We start from the raw sequence: 15,134 nt of genomic DNA, 5'->3' as shown, positions 1-15,134 counted from the left end.
GGTGTCCTGCCCGGTCTGGGGCCGTGCATGATCAGGGGGCCTTACGCTGGCCAGCGAAATCGGGCAGCCCCTGGCCTGCCCGCTGATGTGCCCGATTGGCCCCCTGATCTTGTACGGCGAGGGACCCTGATCGGGGAGGTGGGTAAAGCCGTGGAACCGCCCGTTCCCAGATCCGGCCTGGATTTTCGCCCCTCTCGGGGCGCGGGATGGTCACCGACGCGCAGCCCCGGTGCCGAAGGCAAGGAGGGGCGGAAGCGGCGGGGGCCGATCCCGGCGCCGCCGCGCTGTGCGCGGCACCTCTGACCTTGGTCAGACTGCTTCGCAGTTCAGGAGGCCGGAAACGTCGACGCTCGCGCGTCAAAGTGTGCTGCTGGCTGTCGCCCTGGCCCGTTCGGTAGCTCCCCCGCCTACAGATCGTGGGAGAGCTCCCAGGGGGCCAATCGAGCACATCAGCAGACAGTGCTGGGGGCGCCTGGGGCGCAGGGGTCGTGGGTGACGGTCGCATCGATCGGTGAAGGCTGCTCGCTGTCCGGACGACCGGCTGGACAGCGAGCGCAGCGAGCCTTGATGAGGTAGAGAAACCCGTAACAACGCCAGGCCGTCATGCGTCCCAGTCGTACTCCAGGACGTACGAGGCTGAGTCCAAGGTCATCTCGTTGACCTCCACAGCGCGCTTCCCGTCGGCGAACGCCGTGCGGCAGACCGCCACCACAGGTGTCCCCGTGGCCAGGCTCAATCGCTCCACTTCCTCACCGGACGGCATCCGGCAGCGGAGTTCCTCACGGTAGTGGACGGGCCCAAAGCCCAGTTCCTTCAGGCGCGCGTAGATGCCTCCCGGCCCCGTATCCACCTGGGTGATTGCGCTTCCGGCCACGACATCAGAAGGAAGGAAGCTGGTCGCCAGCATCACCGGCTTACCGTCCAGGACATAGCGGCGCCGGCGCACGCAGACAGCCTCCCCCGACGCGATGCCGAGGGCCTGAGCGATCCTGTCGGGTGCGGGCTCCTCAACCACGGAAACCTGATCCACCGACAGTGGACGGTCCTCGATCTCCTCGGCCCAGATGGAACGACCGGAACCCCACTGCTCAGCAGACAGACGCTGGATGCCCCGGCGCCGGATCGGCCGAAACGACCGGACGAACACTCCAGCGCCCTTGCGCGACTCGGCCAGCCCCTCGTTCTGGAGCACCCCGAGAGCCTGCCGCGCGGTCATCCGGGCCACTTCGTACGTGGCCATGAGGTCGTTTTCGCCGGGAAGGCGCGCCCCTGGCCCGTACTGACCAGCCTGAATGGCATCCCGCAGCTCATCTGCGATGCGTTGGTACTTCGCCCGCCGCTGGGCGCCTTGGGTGGCCATGAACTCTCTCCTTCGCCTCTCTAGACAGCCTAGAGCCTTCGTTCGTCCATGAACGGAAACCGTTCGCCCCTGAAAGAACGATCCGCCTCACATCCTCAGCACCCAGAGCGAAGCATCTCTAGAGAGCTAGTTGACATCTCTAGACAGGTTCGCTTCACTGAGGATGTCTAGAGAGGTTGCCGATTGGCGGTGACTTCCTGAACAGGGAGAGGTTGCTATGCCGTCGTTCAAGGTGGACACGTCGACCGCTGTGGTGTTCGTGGCTACGGCGCCTGTGCCGAAGCTGATCAGCAAGCAGACCGCTGAGCGGGCCGTGGACCGGGAGACCGGGGCGGGCCTGTCGACGGTGGGTCTCCTCGTCTCGGATGAGGGGGAGGGGAACCTGTACCAGGTGACCGTGCCGGAGACGGGTCTCCCGAAGGGTCTGGCGCCGGGGATGCCGGTGACGGTGGTCGGGCTGCGGGCCAGGGACTGGGAGAACACGTTTAACGGCCAGGCCCGGCACGGGATCTCGTTCCGCGCGGTCGCGATTGCTCTGGTGGGCTGAGATGGTGACGAGTCTGCCGCTGTGGGTGGAGGGGTCCTGCGCGTTAGCGGGCACGGGTGGCCTCTACTACGCGAAGCACCACGCTCCCCGGGTGTACTGGTCGTTGGTCGGGTTTCCGGTGACCTGGTACCGGTTCACCTACTCGTACGCCTCGACCATGGAGGTGTGCGGGCTGACGGTGCAGCCGACGCGGTTGCGGGCCTTCATGACCCGCACGGTTGCGCGTCGCGAGGTGCGCCCGGTGGCGCCGAAGATTCGCAAGGTTCGGGGGACGTCGACCGGTCTGCGGGTCACGCTGCGGCTGCCGGCCGGCTTGGCGCCCGCCGACATCATCACCGCGTCGGAACGGCTGCGGCACGCGTGGGGTGTCCGGTCGGTGACCGTGGTGGAGTCGAAGCCTGGGTTCGTGGAACTGCGGATGACCGGGTACGACGTCCTGCGCCGGGTGCGCCTGCCTCGGTCGGCCCGTCCTCGTGATCTGGTGGTTCCGGTCGCGATGCGGGAGGACGGCACGGCCTTCGTCCGTGACTACCGGGCCGTGCCGCACGCCCTGACCCTGGGGGCGAACCAGTCGGGCAAGTCGATGTATCAGCGGAACCTGATCAAGGGCTTGGCGTCGCTGCGGGTCGCGTTGGTGGGGATCGACTGCAAGCGCGGTGTGGAGCAGTCCCGTTACGCGTCCCGTCTTTCGGCGTTCGCGACCACGCCTGATGAGGCGTCTGGGCTCCTGGACGCCCTGGTCGGTGAGATGGAATCCCGCTTCGACCTGCTGAAGGAACATCAGGCGGGGGACGTGTGGGAACTGCCGGGCAAGGTTCGGCCCGTTCCGATCGTGGTCCTGGTGGACGAGATCGCGGAACTGTTCCTCATCGCCACGAAGAAGGATGAAGAGCGTCGGGATCGGATGGTCACGCAGTTGATCCGGCTGTCTCAGATGTCGCGTGCGATCGGGATCTTTCTGGAGATCTGCGGCCAACGCTTCGGCTCCGACCTCGGAAAGGGTGCGACGACGCTCCGTGCCCAGCTCACCGGGCGTGTGGTCCACCGGGTCAACGACAAGCAGACCGCTGACATGGGCCTCGGCGACATCGCGCCGGACGCGGTAGCAGCCGTGACCACGATCCCGTCGGACCGCCCCGGAACTGCGGTGGCCGGTGACACGTCCGGGGGCTGGTCCCGCATCCGCACCCCCGAGATCACGGCAGAAGAAACCGCCGCCGCCTGCGCCCGGTTCGCAGATCTCACCCCGCGTATCCCGTCGCTGGCCGCGTTCCGGCCCGCGCTGACCACCACGCCCGTGGCTGTGGACCCGGTGGTCAAGCCCCGCCCGATCACCGACTGAACCAGCGCTCTTCAAACCGGTTGGCGTGACCTCCTTCGCGCCAGGTCCCTACCCCGCCCATGCCCAAAGCCTGAAGGGAGAACCACCATGCCCCGCAAGACCACCACGCCCAAGCCCCCGAAGTGCCCCGCCTGCAAGGGAACCGGGACCGTCGCGGTCGCCGTTCGCGTGGGGCGCCGGCGCCGCGTGGTCGGCCAGCAGGACGGAATGTGCCTCGGCTGCCTCGGCTCCGGCACCACCTGACCACACGTCACCCCTGCCCGGCCGTGCTGGTCGGGCCTGATCCCCCCTTGGAAGGGAGGAGACATGTCCCGCATCCGCGTCGATGCCGTGTTGGTTCAGGCGGTGATCGCTGGTGCGCTGTCCTTCGCCCACCTGCACGACCTTGCCGAAGCGGCAGGGCAGTCCGGGTGGAAAGCCTGGCTCTACCCGATCAGCGTGGACCTGCTGCTGGTCGCCGCGTGGCGCCGGCTCCGGTCCGGACACGGCGGTAAGGCGTCGGGTTGGTCCTGGTTCCTCATCGCCCTGGCCGCGTCCCTCGGGGCCAACATCGCGACGGCTGGTCTTCTCGACCTCGCCTCGCCGCCCGCGTGGCTGCGGGTCCTGGTCGCCGGCTGGCCCGCAATCGCGTTCCTCGGCGGAACCCTCCTCGTCCACACCCCGCCCACCAACACCCCCGAGCCTGCCCCGGCTTCGGCCAGCGAACCGCCCGTCGAGCACGAGCCTGCTCCTGCTCCTGCTCCTGCTCCTGCTCCTGCGGTGGTCGAGGAGTCACCGGTTCTGCCTGCGCCGGCTGCTGAGCCTGCCGCACTACCAGCCCCGGAACCCGCCCCCGTCGCTGCACCGGTCGTGCCGGTGGCGTTGGTCGAGCACGCTCGAAAGCTCGACGCAGCCCACCACGACGCGACCGGAAGCCACCTCGACGCCGACACCCTGCGCGCCCGCCTCGGCGGCATTCCCGCCCCCATGGCCTCAGCCATCCACGCACAACTCGCCTGATCAAGAAGGGAAACAGTCATGTCCTTACGCTCTCGCCTCACCCGCGAGGACTACCTGACCGCCGCCCAGGAGGAGCGGAGCACCGGTAACCCGGGGCTCGCGTCCCTGCTGGCCGAGGAAGCCGAGTGCCGCGCCAACACCCCCGCCGAAAACGCCCGCATCGCCTGGGACTTCCCCGGTGGCGAGCGTCGGGAGAGCTGACCCATGGCCCGCCCGAACCGCTTCTACGACCTGATCCAGATCGGCCCGGTGCAGGTCGGCACGTTCCACAACGGACGCGGCCAGACCAAGCACACCGCCGCCTGCACCGCCCCCGGCTGCGGCTTCTCGACCGAACACCGTGACCGGTCCGCCGCCGAACTCGCCGCCCGTACCCACCGCTGCACGGTCTGAGAAGGAGGTGCTTCCCTTGCGTGGACCTGAGGACCAGTACGCGGCCGGACACATCCCCGCCGACCTGCTGCGCCAACTCCCGCCCGGTACCGACCCCCGCCACGTCGTGATCGTCCGGACCGCGCCCCGCTCCTACACCGGCCCCATCCTGCTGACCATCACCCTCGCGAGCGGTGCCGCGCTCATCGTCCTGATGATCGCGGTCACCCTCCACGTGGCCTCGGTCGCCGCTGTCGCCGTGCTCTCCGCGACCGGTGGGATCGGCCTCACGCTCAAGCGCTCCAAGCCCAGCAAGTAGGCCCCCGGGGCGGCTTCTACCGCCAAGTTTCCGCCGCCCCGGGCGCTCGTCCACTTCCTGATCCATCGGACCCGAAAGGGAACTCTCATCATGTCCCAGCACACCCCTGCCCCGGTGCGTGTCTGCTCGAACTGCGACGGCTTCCCCGTCGTCACCATCACCACGGGCAACCGCCGCCACGACGGCACCCGCGCCACCCTCCAGGCCACCTGCCCCACCTGCAACGGCACCGGCGCCACCCCGGCACCCCGCCAGGCGGTGGCCCGTGTCTGACCTCACCCCCACCCCCGAGCGCCCCGGCCTCCATATCGCCGCCCCGACCCGCACCACACCCGCCCGAGGGTCCGCCGTGTGCCACTGCGGCGCCTCCGCCAAGGCGACCGGTGACAGCCAGGTGAAGGCCCTTGTCGACGGCTGGACTGCGAACCACGGACCCACCCATGGGGGTGCGACTCAGTGACCGCTACCGCCTCCTTGGCGGGCCTGGACCCGGTCATCCTCGCCGACGCGCTGAGGGTGACCGGGTCCCCCGGCTACGACCGCTGGCAAGACCAAATCCGACGGACCGGGGGCTGCTCCGACCCGATCCGCCTCACCGGCGCCACCAAGATGATCGACCGCGCCACGAGAACCGTGTTGCACGCGTACTCGACCGACCATGAGCCTGGCGGCACCCTCCGCATCGCCTGCGGCAACCGCCGTGCCTCCCGCTGCCCCGCCTGCGCCTGGACCTACGCCGGCGACACCTACCACCTCATCCGCGCCGGCCTCACCGGCGACACGGCCAAAGGCACCCCCGAAACGGTGCGCGATCACCCCCGCGTCTTCGCCACCCTCACCGCCCCCTCCTTCGGCCCCGTCCACAACCGCCTCAGCAACCGCTCCTGCCGCTGCGGCACCCACCACACCGAAGACGCCCCCGAACTCGGCACCCCGCTCAACCCCGAGTCCTACGACTACGAAGGTGCGGTGCTGTGGAACAACTACGCCCCTGACCTGTGGCGACTGTTCACGATCTACCTGCGCCGCCAGATCGCCCGCCTGGCCGGACTCACCCAGAAGGACGCCCACGCACAGTGCCGCGTCTCCTTCGGCAAGGTCGCTGAGTATCAAAAGCGCGGGGCCGTGCACTTCCACGCGGTCATTCGCTTCGACGGGCCCGACGGACCCGACACCCCGCCCCCGCACTGGGCCAGCGTCGACCTGCTCACCGACGCGATCCACGCCGCCGCCGCCCGCGTCGCAGTCGACGTACCCGCACCCGGGGACCAGCCGGCCCGCACCCTCACCTGGGGCAAGCAGCTCGACGTCCAACCCATCGGCGCCTTCGGCCACGGCGAGGAAATCACTGAACAAGCCGTCGCCTCCTACGTCGCCAAGTACGCCACCAAGGCCGCAGAGACCACGGGCACCGTTGACCGCCGCATCGGCAACAAGGAAGCCCTCCTGCTCCTCGACGTCCCCGACCACCCGGCCCGCCTCATCGAAGCATGCCTAGACCTGCACCCGGCCTACCCGGGCCGCAAGCTCCGCGACTGGGCTCACATGCTCGGCTTCCGCGGCCACTTCTCCACCAAGTCCCGCAGCTACTCCACCACCCTCGGCGCCCTGCGCCAGGTCCGCGCCGACTACCGCGCCGCCCAACAACGCGCATCCCTCGGCCTACCCGACCCCGACGACCACCCCGAAGCAACCACCCTCGTCATCGCCCACTGGGCCTACGCAGGACACGGCCACACCCCCGGCGAATCCTGGCTCGCCGCCACCATCCACAAGGACCTCCAGGAACAGCGCGAAACCGCCCGCCAAGAACTCCCCGCCCTACTCGACCTGGAAGGAGCCGCAGCATGACGACCGCCGCCCCCGACCTGCTGACCGTGCCGGACGTCATGGCCCGGCTCAAGCTCGGTCGAAGCAAGGTCTACGACCTGATCCGCACCCGCCGCCTCATCTCCATCAAGATCGACGGTTGCCGACGGATCCCCAGCGATGCCGTTCACGACTTCATCGCCGGCCAACTCGGGGAGGTGGCCTGATGGCGAAGCGACGGCCCAACGGTGGCGGCACGGTCACCAAGCGGAAGGACGGCCGGTATCAGGCTGCCGTGTACGTCCCTCAGCCGGACGGGACCACCAAGCGGAAGTTCGTGTACGGCAAGGACTACGACGAGTGCGACCGGAAGCGGCGCGAACTGCTCGACCGGGCCAGCAAGGGCATTCCCACGCCGACGCGTGACATGACCTTGGGGCAGTGGTTTGACTACTGGTTGGAGTGCATCGTCAAGCCCGACCTGTCGGCGGGTAGCTACCGGACCTACGAGCAGACGGTTCGCAACCACCTGCGTCCTCGGCTGGGATCGAAGGTCATGGTGAAGCTGGGCGTCAAAGAGCTGCGCGGGGCCATGACGCGCCTTGCGAAGGAGAAGACGCCCCAGACCGCCCGGCACGCGCTGCGGGTGCTCTCGGCGGCTCTCACGGCCGCGATGGTCGAGGACATCGGCCTGACGCGGAACGTCGCCAAGCTCGTCCACGTGCGGGCCACCACCAACAGCGGGAAGAGCTGGGATGCCGTCACCGTGCTGCGCTTCCTCGCTGAGGCTCGGCGTTCGACCGTCTACTACCCGGCCTTCCTGCTGCTGTGCCTGCTTGGCCTGCGCCGGGCTGAACTCTGCGGCCTGCGGTGGGAGAACGTCGACTTGGACGCCCGGATTCTCTGGGTCGAGACGCAGCGTCAGCGCACCAGCGCCGGCACGGTCGACGTGGAACTGAAGTCGGACACGTCGAAAGCCCCGTTGCCTCTGCCCGCTCAGTGCATCGCGCCGCTTCGATGGACCCGCATGCGGACAGTGTGGCTGCGTGAGCAGGCTCTCAGCGCCGGTCGGCCGTGGTTCGACGACCCCGAGGGCCACGTCTTCGTGACGCGCACCGGCCAGCCGCTCCAGGTGTCACCGCTCTACGCGACCATGCAGCGCGTCACGGCCAAGGCGGGTCTGAACCGGATGAACCCGAAGGGACTGCGGAAGTCCTGCGGCACGCTCCTGGTGCACCTCCGCGTTCATCCGAGGATCATCAAGGCGGTCCTTCGCCACAGCCGGATCGCGACTACCTTGGACATCTACGCGGAAGCGCTCGACCCCGACGTGATCGAAGCGGTGGGCCAGCTCGACCGCCTGCTACGCCAGCCGGCTCGGCTCCGACGGCTGGATGAGGATTGACCGTCAACGATCACTGTTGATGTCACCCGTGGATGTCACGGCCCCTCGCTCCTGCGATCGCCGCAGGTGGAGGGGCCATTTCCGTCATTCAGTGCGCCAGCATCCCATTAGCTCATCGTTACCTGTCGTGACCTGGCACACAGCTGTGCCACCCCGTCCCCCGTGACCGGCGACAGCGCACCCTCCTCGGTCACGATCGCCGTGACCAGTTCCGGTGGAGTCACATCAAAGGCAGGGTTGTACGCCTGTGTTCCGTGCGGCGCAAGCCGAACGCCGCTGGCCGGGCTTTCCGGGGCCCCGCTCGCCCGTGGCGGATGGATCTCCGTCACCTCGTGCGCGGCCCGCTGCTCGACCTCGATGGACGCCCCGTCCGGAGTGGCGAGGTCGATCGTCGTGGTCGGTGCGACGACGACGAACGGCACCCGGTGGTACTTCGCCAGCACGGCCAGCGGGTAGCTACCCACTTTGTTCGCGACCGCACCGTTGGCGGCGATGCGGTCCGCGCCGATGAGGACAGCATCCACCTCACCGCCCGCGAACAGCGAACCGGCGGCGTTGTCCGTCAGCAAGGTGTACGGCATGCCGGCGCGCGCCGCCTCGTACGCCGTCAGCCGGGCGCCCTGGAGCAGCGGGCGGGTCTCGTCGACCCACAGCCGCTGGAGCCGGTCGGCGCGGTGGGCGGCGAGCGCCACCGCGAGCGCCGTGCCCTCGCCGCCCGACACCAGTGCACCGGTGTTGCAGTGAGTCAGGATCCGGTGCGCGCCGTCGGGCAGCAGTTCGTCGAGCAGGGCCAGGCCGTGGGCGGCCATCCGTGCGCTCGCCTCCGCGTCTTGGTGGTGCAGCTCCCGGGCGGCGGCGAGTGCCGCGCGCGCGGCGGGCTCGGCGCCCCCGCCCCGGGCCGCCCGGTGGGCGGTGGCCGCGAGGCGCACCCCGTACGCCAGGTTCACCGCGGTGGGGCGCGACTGCGCCAGCTGCGCGGCGGCCTCCTCCACGTCGTCGCCGCGGGCCGCGGCGAGCGCCACTCCGTAGGCGCCCGCGATGCCCAGCAAGGGCGCACCCCGTACAGCCAGCGTCTGGATCGCCCGCACCAGCGCGGGGACGTCGGCGCAGGCCAGCAGCACCTCCTCCGCGGGCAGTCTGGTCTGGTCGAGGAGCACCAGTACAGGCCCGTCCACCGGCTCTTCCCAGCGAATGACCGGGAGCTGCTGCGGCTCCGCTCCGGCCCGCTGTCGCGCGTACTGATCAGCCATCCGACCAGTCTGCCCGGTGACGAACGTCCAGAGAAGGCGTGATCGGCACACGGCCGCCCGCCCACGGCTGGGCCGTGCGTGGCACGATGGCTGCCAGCCTGCCGATTCTTTGTGCGGACGGGCACCCCGCAGACGCTGGCTCGCCGAGCCGGCGCCGATACCGACACACGAGGTGGACGACCGTGAACGACACTCCGGGCTGGGCCTCGCCCGGATCTGCTCCTTCCGAAGGACAGGGCCAGGGCGCCCAGGTGCCCCGACCCGCGGAGCCCGTCGACCAGACCGGCCCCGCCTCGAACTGGTCCAGCAAGCAACCGCCCGCCGGCCAGTGGTCCGCACCTCCTCCACCACAGCCCGGCCCCGGCTGGGGCGGGCCGCAACACCACGGCAACTGGGGCGCACCACCCGCGGCAAAGCCCGGTGTCATCCCGCTGCGCCCGCTGAGCGTGGGCGAGATCCTCGACGGCGCGGTCTCCACCCTGCGGACGCACTGGCGCACGGTGCTCGGCATCACGATCACCGTCTCCGTGATCGCCGAGATCGGCAACATCCTCGTCACGCGCTACCTGGTGCCCGAGCCGTTGGAGATCGACTCCGACGCCGACGGCGAGGAGGCCCTGCGCCAGGCCGTCGACTCCCTCCAGTCGACGATGCTGTCCACGGTCCCGATGATGATCATCGCGCTGATCGCGACCCTCTTCACCACGGCGCTGCTGACGATGGTCATCAGCCGCTCGGTGCTCGGCAAGCCCGTGACGATCGCCGAGGCCTGGCAGGAAGCCCGTCCTCGGCTGCCGCAGCTCCTGGGCGTGACCCTGCTGCTGCCGCTCATCGCGGCGGGCATCGTGACCGTCGCCGCCCTGCCGGGCGTCGCCCTGGGCGGTGCCGGAGGCGCGGCCCTCGCCGTGCTCGGAATCATCGCGGCGCTGCCGGTGGCGATCTGGCTGACGATCCGGTTCACCCTGGCTCCGTCCGCGCTGATGCTGGAGCGTCAGGGCGTCATCGCGGCCATGCGACGGTCCGCCAAGCTGGTCAGCGGCTCCTGGTGGCGCACCTTCGGCATCGTGCTGCTCACGACGGTGCTCTCCCTCATCGTCTCGATGATCATTTCGATCCCCTTCAGCATCGCTGCCCTGGCGGCGGACGACGGCGGGGTACGCGGCTTCGTCTCCGGCGACCTGCCCGACTACAGCTGGACGTACCTGATCGTCACGGGCATCGGCGCCGTGATCGCCTCGTCGATCACCTACCCGATCACCGCCGGCGTGTACGTGCTGCTCTACATCGACCAGCGGATCCGCCGCGAAGCCCTGGACGTCGAACTCGGCCGCGCGGCCGGTCTCCCCGGCTACGGCACCGAGTCGCCGCCCGGCACGTCCACCGGGAGCCAATGACGTGTCCGCCATGGGGGGAGCGGCGGCCGTGGGCACCCTGGTGCGCGCCGATGGTGACATACCGGTGGACACCTCCCGGGATCCCGCACGCGAAGCGGCGCAGCGGGAGCTCACCAAGCCGATGTACCACGAGAACGATCCGAACCCCCTCCAGCAGGCCGTCAACGACTTCTGGGACTGGGTCGATGACCTCTTCGGCGCCGCCTCCACCGCCGCCCCCGGCGGCACGGTCGGGCTCGTCGTGATCATCCTGGTGGTCATCGCCCTGGTCGGCGCCCTGTGGTGGCGTCTGGGCACGCCCCAGCGCATCCCCGCATCGGCGTCGCCGCTCTTCGACGACTCCCCCCGCAGCGCCGCCGAACACCGAGCCGCCGCGGAGGCCCACGCCGCTGCGGGCCACTGGAGCGCAGCCGTCCAGGAACGCATGCGGGCGATCGTCCGTGCCCTGGAGGAACGCGCTCTCCTCGACCTCCGTCCGGGCCGTACCGCCGACGAAGCAGCCGCCGAAGGCGGCCGGTCGCTCCCAGCCCACTCCGCTGACCTGCGGGCCGCAGCCCGCGAGTTCGACGACGTCACGTACGGCGGTCGAACGGCCGACCAGCACGCGTACCACCGGCTGCGCAGCCTGGACCGCGAGTTGGAACGAGCCAAGCCGCACCTGGTCGACACGTCCTCGGGAGCAGCCGAATGACCAGGGCCGCCCCCAGCACCACCTCCCTCGCCCCCACCGGCCACCAGATATGGACGCGTACCCGCGGACTCCTGCTCGGACTGGCAGTCCTGATCACCGCCGGGATCGTGATCGCCGCGATGCGCTCCGGCGATCGGCACGGCAGCCTCGACCCGCGCTCCGCCGACCGCTCCGGCAGCCGCGCCGTCGCCGAACTCCTTGAGGACCGCGGCGTCACCGTCCGCGTCGCCACCACCCTTCGCGAGGCCACGACCTCCGTCGGCCCCGACACCACGCTCCTCGTCGCCGCCCCCGACCTGCTGACGGACAGCCAGCAGCAGGCCCTCCGGAAGGCGGCCAACGACTCCGGCGGACGCACCGTCCTCGTGGCCCCCGGCCCCACGTCCTTGAGCGCCCTCGCGCCCGGCATCCGCTCCGTAGCCACGACCGATGTCACGTCCCTGGACGCCGAGTGCTCCCTGCCCGCGGCCCGCAACGCCGGCGACGTCGAACTCGGTGGCGAACAGTACGCCGTCGCCGACGGACCGGGCACCGACAGCTGCTATCCGGTCGACGGCCTGCCCACTCTCGTCAGGACCGACACCGGCGAGGGCGACACCGTGCTGCTCGGCGCTCCCGACCTCCTCAAGAACGAGCGACTGGACAAGAACGGCAACGCCTCCCTCGCCCTGCAACTCCTCGGCTCCCGCAACCATCTGGTCTGGTACCTCCCCTCCTTGAGCGACGGCTCCACCGCCCCCGACGGCGGTGACGAGTCCTTCCTCGACCTGCTCCCCTCCGGCTGGCTCTGGGCCTCCTTCCAGCTCTTCGTCGCAGCCGCCCTCGCAGCGATCTGGCGCGCCCACCGGCTGGGCCCCCTGGTCACCGAGCGTCTTCCGGTGGTCATCCACGCCTCCGAGACCACCGAGGGTCGAGCCCGGCTGTACCACCAGGCGAAGGCCCGCGACCGGGCAGCTGACGTGCTGCGTACGGCCACGCGCGAGCGCCTGGCGCCCCTCCTCGGTGTCGCACCGGCCCACGCCCACTCCTCCGACGCCCTCCTCCCCGCCGTCGCGGCCCGCATCGGCCCCGGCGACCAGGGCCCGGCGACCCTGCTCTTCGGGCCGCCACCGACCGACGACGCCGCACTCGTCCGCCTGGCCGACCAACTCGACGCCCTCGAAAGAGAGGTACGCAGCTCATGAGCGCCCCGTCCCCCGAGACGACCACGACCTCGGACGGCGCCCGCGCCTCCCTGGAGGCCCTCCGCACGGAGATCGCCAAGGCCGTCGTCGGACAGGACCCCGCAGTCACCGGACTCGTCGTGGCCCTCCTCTGCCGGGGTCACGTCCTGCTGGAAGGGGTGCCCGGAGTCGCCAAGACCCTCCTGGTACGGGCCCTGGCCGCGTCCCTGCAACTCGACACCAAGCGCGTGCAGTTCACCCCCGATCTGATGCCCAGTGACATCACCGGCTCGCTGGTCTATGACGCCCGCACCGCGGAGTTCTCCTTCCAGCAAGGGCCGGTCTTCACCAACCTGCTGCTGGCCGACGAGATCAACCGCACGCCACCCAAGACCCAGTCCTCCCTGCTGGAGGCCATGGAAGAGCGACAGGTCACGGTCGACGGCACGCCGCGCCCGCTCCCGGAGCCCTTTCTCGTCGCAGCGACCCAGAATCCCGTCGAGTACGAGGGCACTTATCCCCTGCCCGAGGCGCAACTGGACCGATTCCTGCTCAAGCTGATCGTCCCGCTGCCGTCCCGCCAGGACGAGATCAGCGTCCTGACCCGCCACGCCGAGGGCTTCAACCCCCGGGACCTCCAGGCCGCAGGTGTCCGCCCCGTCGCGGGCCCCGCCGACCTGGAAGCGGCCCGGGCCGCTGTCGCCAGGACCGCGGTGTCACCCGAGATCGCCGGCTACGTCGTCGATATCTGTCGTGCCACGCGTGAATCCCCCTCGCTCACCCTCGGCGCATCGCCCCGAGGCGCCACCGCGCTGCTCTCCGCAGCACGTGCCTGGGCCTGGCTGACCGGTCGCGACTACGTCATCCCCGATGACGTCAAGGCGCTGGCCTTGCCCACCTTGCGACACCGGATCCAGCTCCGGCCCGAAGCGGAAATGGAAGGAGTCACTACCGACTCCGTCATCGCCGCCATCCTGAGTCACGTCCCCGTCCCCCGCTGAGAGCGAGCCCATGGCCCTCACCGGAAGAACTGCGCTCCTCGCCGCCATCGGCGCCCTCCCCGTCGGCATCCTCGCGCCCAGTTGGACGGGGATGCTGGCGGTGAATGCACCGCTGTCACTAGCAATCGTGTGCGACTACGCCCTCGCCGCGCCAGTGCGATCGCTTCGATTCACTCGAAGCGGTGAAACAACAGTTCGACTTGGTGGGCAGGCTGACGTTCAGCTCAGCATCACCAACGCGTCCAAGCGGCGGCTGCGCGCCCAGGTCCGGGACGCCTGGCCGCCCAGCAGTTGGGGAGCCGGCACCGAGCAGGCCACATCCCGAAGCCGCCTCACCATCCCCGCCGGCGAACGCCGACGCATCACGACCTCATTGCGCCCCACGCGCCGCGGCGACCGCCACGCGGACCGAGTGACCGTCCGTTCCTACGGCCCCCTCGGCCTTGCGGCCCGCCAGAGCAGCCACAAGGTGCCGTGGACCGTACGCGTGCTGCCACCGTTCACCAGCCGCAAGCACCTGCCGTCCCGGCTGGCCCGCCTACGGGAACTGGACGGCCGTACCAGCGTCCTCATCCGGGGCCAGGGCACCGAGTTCGACAGCCTCCGCGACTACGTTCCCGGCGACGACACGCGCTCCATCGACTGGCGTGCCACCGCCCGCCAGGCCAACGTCGCCGTACGCACTTGGCGCCCCGAGCGGGACCGCCACATCCTTCTCGTGCTCGACACAGGCCGCACGTCCGCGGGCCGGGTCGGTGACGTCCCCCGTCTCGACGCCTCGATGGACGCCGCCCTGCTCCTCACGGCGCTCGCGTCGCGAGCCGGCGACCGGGTCGACCTCCTCGCCTACGACCGGCGCGTCCGCGCCCAGGTCCACGGTCGATCGGCGAGCGAACTGCTCCCGGCCGTGGTCGACGCCCTGGCTCCGCTGGAGCCCGAACTCGTGGAGACGGACGCGCGCGGCCTCAGCGCCGCGGCTCTCAAGAGTGCGCCACGCCGTTCGCTGATCGTGCTTCTCACGAATCTCGACGCCGCGCCCATCGAGGAGGGCCTGCTACCAGTGCTCCCGCAGCTGACCCAGCGACACACGGTGCTCGTGGCGTCCGTCGCCGACCCGCAGGTGGAGAAGATGTCGAAGGCCCGGGGCAGTGTGGAGGCGGTGTACGACGCAGCGGCTGCCGCTCAGGCCCAGGCTCAGCGCCGTCGCACGGCCGAGCAGTTGCAGCGACACGGGGTGACCGTCGTGGACGCGACGCCGGAGAACCTGGCACCTGCACTGGCGGACGCATACCTGGCGCTCAAAGCAGCCGGCCGGCTCTAAGGAAGAAGGGATTCAGGTGACCCGGCGGGGCAGCGGCCTCACGGGTCACCTTCTCGAAGGAAAGTGTCCGGAAATGCGAAAAGGGCCCCACACCGAAGTGTGGGGCCCTCTCCTCAAATATTGTTCGGCGGCGTCCTACTCTCCCACAGGGTCCCCCCTGC

Annotated in this window: 19 protein-coding genes; 17 read left to right on the top strand and 2 right to left on the bottom strand. The window is 70.0% G+C overall.

What is annotated here, in order from left to right; all coding sequences use genetic code 11:
* Nucleotides 1-601 precede the first annotated feature (601 nt).
* Nucleotides 602-1,360, bottom strand: coding sequence for a GntR family transcriptional regulator (locus tag AB0E05_RS34835; protein WP_361971296.1), 759 nt, complete (start codon nucleotides 1,358-1,360; stop codon nucleotides 602-604).
* Between the two features lie 217 nt (nucleotides 1,361-1,577).
* On the opposite strand from AB0E05_RS34835, the gene AB0E05_RS34830 reads away from it, so the two are divergent.
* From AB0E05_RS34830 to AB0E05_RS34775, 12 genes are all read left to right on the top strand, one after another.
* Nucleotides 1,578-1,907, top strand: a complete 330-nt coding sequence (locus AB0E05_RS34830) for a hypothetical protein (RefSeq protein WP_361971294.1) — start codon at nucleotides 1,578-1,580, stop codon at nucleotides 1,905-1,907.
* A 4-nt stretch (nucleotides 1,908-1,911) separates the two neighbouring features.
* Entirely contained in the window at nucleotides 1,912-3,249 is a 1,338-nt protein-coding gene (locus tag AB0E05_RS34825) for an FtsK/SpoIIIE domain-containing protein (RefSeq protein WP_361971326.1), read from the top strand.
* A gap of 87 nt (nucleotides 3,250-3,336) precedes the next feature.
* Entirely contained in the window at nucleotides 3,337-3,492 is a 156-nt protein-coding gene (locus AB0E05_RS34820; protein WP_361971293.1) for a hypothetical protein, read from the top strand.
* A gap of 63 nt (nucleotides 3,493-3,555) precedes the next feature.
* A complete protein-coding gene (locus AB0E05_RS34815; protein WP_361971291.1) occupies nucleotides 3,556-4,248 on the top strand; it encodes a DUF2637 domain-containing protein in 693 nt (230 codons plus the stop codon).
* Nucleotides 4,249-4,266: 18 nt separating this feature from the next.
* Complete coding sequence (locus tag AB0E05_RS34810; protein WP_361971289.1) at nucleotides 4,267-4,449, top strand: hypothetical protein; 183 nt, start codon at nucleotides 4,267-4,269, stop codon at nucleotides 4,447-4,449.
* A 3-nt stretch (nucleotides 4,450-4,452) separates the two neighbouring features.
* Nucleotides 4,453-4,641, top strand: coding sequence for a mobile element transfer protein (locus tag AB0E05_RS34805; protein ID WP_361971287.1), 189 nt, complete (start codon nucleotides 4,453-4,455; stop codon nucleotides 4,639-4,641).
* A 7-nt stretch (nucleotides 4,642-4,648) separates the two neighbouring features.
* The gene (locus tag AB0E05_RS34800) at nucleotides 4,649-4,939 is read left to right on the top strand and encodes a hypothetical protein (protein WP_361971285.1); all 291 of its coding nucleotides are present in this window, start codon (nucleotides 4,649-4,651) and stop codon (nucleotides 4,937-4,939) included.
* A gap of 90 nt (nucleotides 4,940-5,029) precedes the next feature.
* Nucleotides 5,030-5,212 carry a hypothetical protein gene (locus tag AB0E05_RS34795; protein ID WP_361971283.1) on the top strand — a complete coding sequence of 61 codons (183 nt, stop codon included), beginning with the start codon at nucleotides 5,030-5,032 and terminating at the stop codon, nucleotides 5,210-5,212.
* Nucleotides 5,205-5,399 (top strand): hypothetical protein, encoded by a 195-nt coding sequence (locus AB0E05_RS34790; protein ID WP_361971281.1) that lies wholly within the window; start codon nucleotides 5,205-5,207, stop codon nucleotides 5,397-5,399. The genes AB0E05_RS34795 and AB0E05_RS34790 overlap by 8 nt, the downstream gene beginning before the upstream one ends.
* Complete coding sequence (repSA, locus tag AB0E05_RS34785) at nucleotides 5,396-6,790, top strand: replication initiator protein RepSA (RefSeq protein WP_361971279.1); 1,395 nt, start codon at nucleotides 5,396-5,398, stop codon at nucleotides 6,788-6,790. Before AB0E05_RS34790 ends, repSA begins: the two co-directional genes overlap by 4 nt.
* Nucleotides 6,787-6,975, top strand: coding sequence for a helix-turn-helix domain-containing protein (locus AB0E05_RS34780; RefSeq protein WP_361971277.1), 189 nt, complete (start codon nucleotides 6,787-6,789; stop codon nucleotides 6,973-6,975). Before repSA ends, AB0E05_RS34780 begins: the two co-directional genes overlap by 4 nt.
* On the top strand, nucleotides 6,975-8,153 hold the full coding sequence (locus AB0E05_RS34775; protein WP_361971275.1) for a tyrosine-type recombinase/integrase: 1,179 nt from the start codon (nucleotides 6,975-6,977) through the stop codon (nucleotides 8,151-8,153). Before AB0E05_RS34780 ends, AB0E05_RS34775 begins: the two co-directional genes overlap by 1 nt.
* Before the next feature lie 107 nt (nucleotides 8,154-8,260).
* On the opposite strand, the gene mtnA is transcribed toward AB0E05_RS34775, so the two are convergent.
* Nucleotides 8,261-9,403: an S-methyl-5-thioribose-1-phosphate isomerase gene (gene mtnA, locus AB0E05_RS34770; RefSeq protein ID WP_361971274.1), complete on the bottom strand. Its 1,143-nt coding sequence runs from the start codon at nucleotides 9,401-9,403 to the stop codon at nucleotides 8,261-8,263.
* Nucleotides 9,404-9,585: 182 nt separating this feature from the next.
* Between mtnA and AB0E05_RS34765 the strand changes: the two genes are divergently transcribed.
* From AB0E05_RS34765 to AB0E05_RS34745, 5 genes are read left to right on the top strand one after another with little or no spacing between them, the layout of a single operon-like run.
* The gene (locus AB0E05_RS34765; protein WP_361971272.1) at nucleotides 9,586-10,797 is read left to right on the top strand and encodes a glycerophosphoryl diester phosphodiesterase membrane domain-containing protein; all 1,212 of its coding nucleotides are present in this window, start codon (nucleotides 9,586-9,588) and stop codon (nucleotides 10,795-10,797) included.
* Between the two features lie 10 nt (nucleotides 10,798-10,807).
* A complete protein-coding gene (locus tag AB0E05_RS34760; RefSeq protein ID WP_361971325.1) occupies nucleotides 10,808-11,488 on the top strand; it encodes a DUF4129 domain-containing protein in 681 nt (226 codons plus the stop codon).
* Nucleotides 11,485-12,672: a DUF4350 domain-containing protein gene (locus AB0E05_RS34755; RefSeq protein WP_361971270.1), complete on the top strand. Its 1,188-nt coding sequence runs from the start codon at nucleotides 11,485-11,487 to the stop codon at nucleotides 12,670-12,672. The genes AB0E05_RS34760 and AB0E05_RS34755 overlap by 4 nt, the downstream gene beginning before the upstream one ends.
* Nucleotides 12,669-13,652 carry a MoxR family ATPase gene (locus AB0E05_RS34750; protein ID WP_361971268.1) on the top strand — a complete coding sequence of 328 codons (984 nt, stop codon included), beginning with the start codon at nucleotides 12,669-12,671 and terminating at the stop codon, nucleotides 13,650-13,652. The genes AB0E05_RS34755 and AB0E05_RS34750 overlap by 4 nt, the downstream gene beginning before the upstream one ends.
* Nucleotides 13,653-13,662: 10 nt before the next feature.
* Complete coding sequence (locus AB0E05_RS34745; protein ID WP_361971266.1) at nucleotides 13,663-14,973, top strand: DUF58 domain-containing protein; 1,311 nt, start codon at nucleotides 13,663-13,665, stop codon at nucleotides 14,971-14,973.
* Nucleotides 14,974-15,134 lie beyond the last annotated feature (161 nt).

Origin of the sequence: Streptomyces sp. NPDC048057, from assembly GCF_040653095.1 — a bacterium.
Lineage (GTDB): Bacteria > Actinomycetota > Actinomycetes > Streptomycetales > Streptomycetaceae > Streptomyces.
Note: the sequence above shows the minus strand (reverse complement) of the source record. Positions and strands in the feature narration are given on the sequence as shown.

Coding starts and splice junctions, on each gene's coding strand:
- AB0E05_RS34835 (WP_361971296.1), bottom strand. CDS start 1,360: ATGGCCACCCAAGGCGCCCAGCGGCGGGCGAAGTACCAACGCATCGCA.
- AB0E05_RS34830 (WP_361971294.1), top strand. CDS start 1,578: ATGCCGTCGTTCAAGGTGGACACGTCGACCGCTGTGGTGTTCGTGGCT.
- AB0E05_RS34820 (WP_361971293.1), top strand. CDS start 3,337: ATGCCCCGCAAGACCACCACGCCCAAGCCCCCGAAGTGCCCCGCCTGC.
- AB0E05_RS34815 (WP_361971291.1), top strand. CDS start 3,556: ATGTCCCGCATCCGCGTCGATGCCGTGTTGGTTCAGGCGGTGATCGCT.
- AB0E05_RS34810 (WP_361971289.1), top strand. CDS start 4,267: ATGTCCTTACGCTCTCGCCTCACCCGCGAGGACTACCTGACCGCCGCC.
- AB0E05_RS34805 (WP_361971287.1), top strand. CDS start 4,453: ATGGCCCGCCCGAACCGCTTCTACGACCTGATCCAGATCGGCCCGGTG.
- AB0E05_RS34795 (WP_361971283.1), top strand. CDS start 5,030: ATGTCCCAGCACACCCCTGCCCCGGTGCGTGTCTGCTCGAACTGCGAC.
- AB0E05_RS34780 (WP_361971277.1), top strand. CDS start 6,787: ATGACGACCGCCGCCCCCGACCTGCTGACCGTGCCGGACGTCATGGCC.
- AB0E05_RS34775 (WP_361971275.1), top strand. CDS start 6,975: ATGGCGAAGCGACGGCCCAACGGTGGCGGCACGGTCACCAAGCGGAAG.
- mtnA (WP_361971274.1), bottom strand. CDS start 9,403: ATGGCTGATCAGTACGCGCGACAGCGGGCCGGAGCGGAGCCGCAGCAG.
- AB0E05_RS34760 (WP_361971325.1), top strand. CDS start 10,808: ATGGGGGGAGCGGCGGCCGTGGGCACCCTGGTGCGCGCCGATGGTGAC.
- AB0E05_RS34755 (WP_361971270.1), top strand. CDS start 11,485: ATGACCAGGGCCGCCCCCAGCACCACCTCCCTCGCCCCCACCGGCCAC.
- AB0E05_RS34750 (WP_361971268.1), top strand. CDS start 12,669: ATGAGCGCCCCGTCCCCCGAGACGACCACGACCTCGGACGGCGCCCGC.
- AB0E05_RS34745 (WP_361971266.1), top strand. CDS start 13,663: ATGGCCCTCACCGGAAGAACTGCGCTCCTCGCCGCCATCGGCGCCCTC.